Raw genomic sequence first — 2,238 nt, forward strand, 5'->3', positions numbered from 1 at the left:
GGGAAACGATGTGGGAAGGCATAGACAGCTAGGAGGTTGGCTTAGAAGCAGCCACCCTTTAAAGAAAGCGTAATAGCTCACTAGTCGAGTCGGCCTGCGCGGAAGATGTACCGGGGCTAAAACCATACACCGAAGCTGCGGATGCGTGTTTACACGCATGGTAGAGGAGCGTTCTGTAAGCCGTTGAAGGTGAACCGGGAGGTTTGCTGGAGGTATCAGAAGTGCGAATGCTGACATGAGTAACGACAAGGGGCGTGAAAAACGTCCCCGCCGGAAACCCAAGGTTTCCTGTTCGATGCTAATCAGAGCAGGGTGAGTCGGCCCCTAAGGCGAGGCAGAAATGCGTAGTCGATGGGAAACAGGTTAATATTCCTGTACCTGACATTACTGCGATGGAGTGACGGAGAAGGCTAAACTAGCATGGCGATGGTTGTCCATGTTTAAGGTTGTAGGCTGAGGACTTAGGCAAATCCGGGTCCTTAAGGCTGAGAGCTGATGACGACGAACTACGGTTCGGAAGTAGTTGATGCCCGGCTTCCAGGAAAAACTTCTAAGCTTCAGGTAATGTGAGACCGTACCCTAAACCGACACAGGTGGGTAGGTAGAGAATACCAAGGCGCTTGAGAGAACTCGGGTGAAGGAACTAGGCAAAATGGTACCGTAACTTCGGGAGAAGGTACGCCGCTGTTGGTGAAGTCTTTACGACGTAAGCTGATGGCGGCCTAAGAAACCAGGTGGCTGCAACTGTTTATTAAAAACATAGCACTCTGCAAACACGAAAGTGGACGTATAGGGTGTGACGCCTGCCCGGTGCCGGAAGGTTAATTGATGGGGTTATCTTCGGAGAAGCTCTTGATCGAAGCCCCGGTAAACGGCGGCCGTAACTATAACGGTCCTAAGGTAGCGAAATTCCTTGTCGGGTAAGTTCCGACCTGCACGAATGGCGTAATGATGGCCACACTGTCTCCACCCGAGACTCAGTGAAATTGAAATAGCGGTGAAGATGCCGTTTACCCGCGGCTAGACGGAAAGACCCCGTGAACCTTTACTATAGCTTCACACTGGACTTAGAACCTGCTTGTGTAGGATAGCTGGGAGGCTTTGAAGCTGAGACGCCAGTCTTGGTGGAGCCAACCTTGAAATACCAGCCTGGTATGTTTTGAGTTCTAACTCAGTCCCGTTATCCGGGACGAGGACAGTGTGTGGTGGGTAGTTTGACTGGGGCGGTCTCCTCCCAAAGAGTAACGGAGGAGCACGAAGGTACCCTAATCCCGGTCGGAAATCGGGAGTTTAGTGCAATGGTATAAGGGTGCTTGACTGCGAGACAGACACGTCGAGCAGGTGCGAAAGCAGGTCATAGTGATCCGGTGGTTCTGTATGGAAGGGCCATCGCTCAACGGATAAAAGGTACTCCGGGGATAACAGGCTGATACCGCCCAAGAGTTCATATCGACGGCGGTGTTTGGCACCTCGATGTCGGCTCATCACATCCTGGGGCTGTAGCCGGTCCCAAGGGTATGGCTGTTCGCCATTTAAAGTGGTACGCGAGCTGGGTTTAGAACGTCGTGAGACAGTTCGGTCCCTATCTGCCGTGGGCGTTGGAAATTTGAGGAGAGCTGCTTCTAGTACGAGAGGACCGAAGTGGACGAACCTCTGGTGTTCGGGTTGTGATGCCAATTGCATTGCCCGGTAGCTATGTTCGGACAGGATAACCGCTGAAAGCATCTAAGCGGGAAGCCCCCTCCAAGATAAGATTTCCCTAGAGCTTTAAGCTCTCATAAGGAACGTTGAAGACTACGACGTTGATAGGCAGGGTGTGTAAGTGCCGTGAGGTATTGAGCTAACCTGTACTAATGATCCGAGAGGCTTGACCATATAACACCCAAGCAGTTTGCTGAAGGTGAAGAGTTGGTCTTTAGATTGGTAAAGACTTAGCTTGTAATCGTTATATCTTGATTGAAGAATGACTAGTGTGAAATCAACCGATTTTGCCTGGTGACATTAGCGAACGGGAACCACCTGAATCCATCTCGAACTCAGAAGTGAAAACGTTCAGCGCCGATGATAGTGTGGGGTTTCCCCATGTGAAAGTAGGTCAACGCCAGGCATTTAATTAGAGAACCCGTCCAATGGACGGGTTTTTTTATATCAATAAAAAAGTGCTTTGGTGAGATGGCGTTAGGCTGTTAAATCGTCAAGTATCCTGTCTGAACTTACTGGTTGTTATTGAGCACCCAA

At 50.4% G+C, this 2,238-nt stretch carries 2 rRNA genes (1 of these 2 running past the window's edge); both read left to right on the plus strand.

The annotated features are described in order from the left end of the window. A 23S ribosomal RNA gene (locus ABVT42_RS21610) occupies positions 1-1,875 on the plus strand (it extends 1,017 nt beyond the left edge of the window). Between the two features lie 116 nt (positions 1,876-1,991). Next, a 5S ribosomal RNA gene (rrf, locus tag ABVT42_RS21615) occupies positions 1,992-2,107 on the plus strand. Positions 2,108-2,238 lie beyond the last annotated feature (131 nt).

Origin of the sequence: Aliikangiella maris (assembly GCF_040719265.1) — a bacterium.
In the GTDB taxonomy this organism is placed as follows: Bacteria; Pseudomonadota; Gammaproteobacteria; order Enterobacterales; family Kangiellaceae; genus Aliikangiella; species Aliikangiella maris.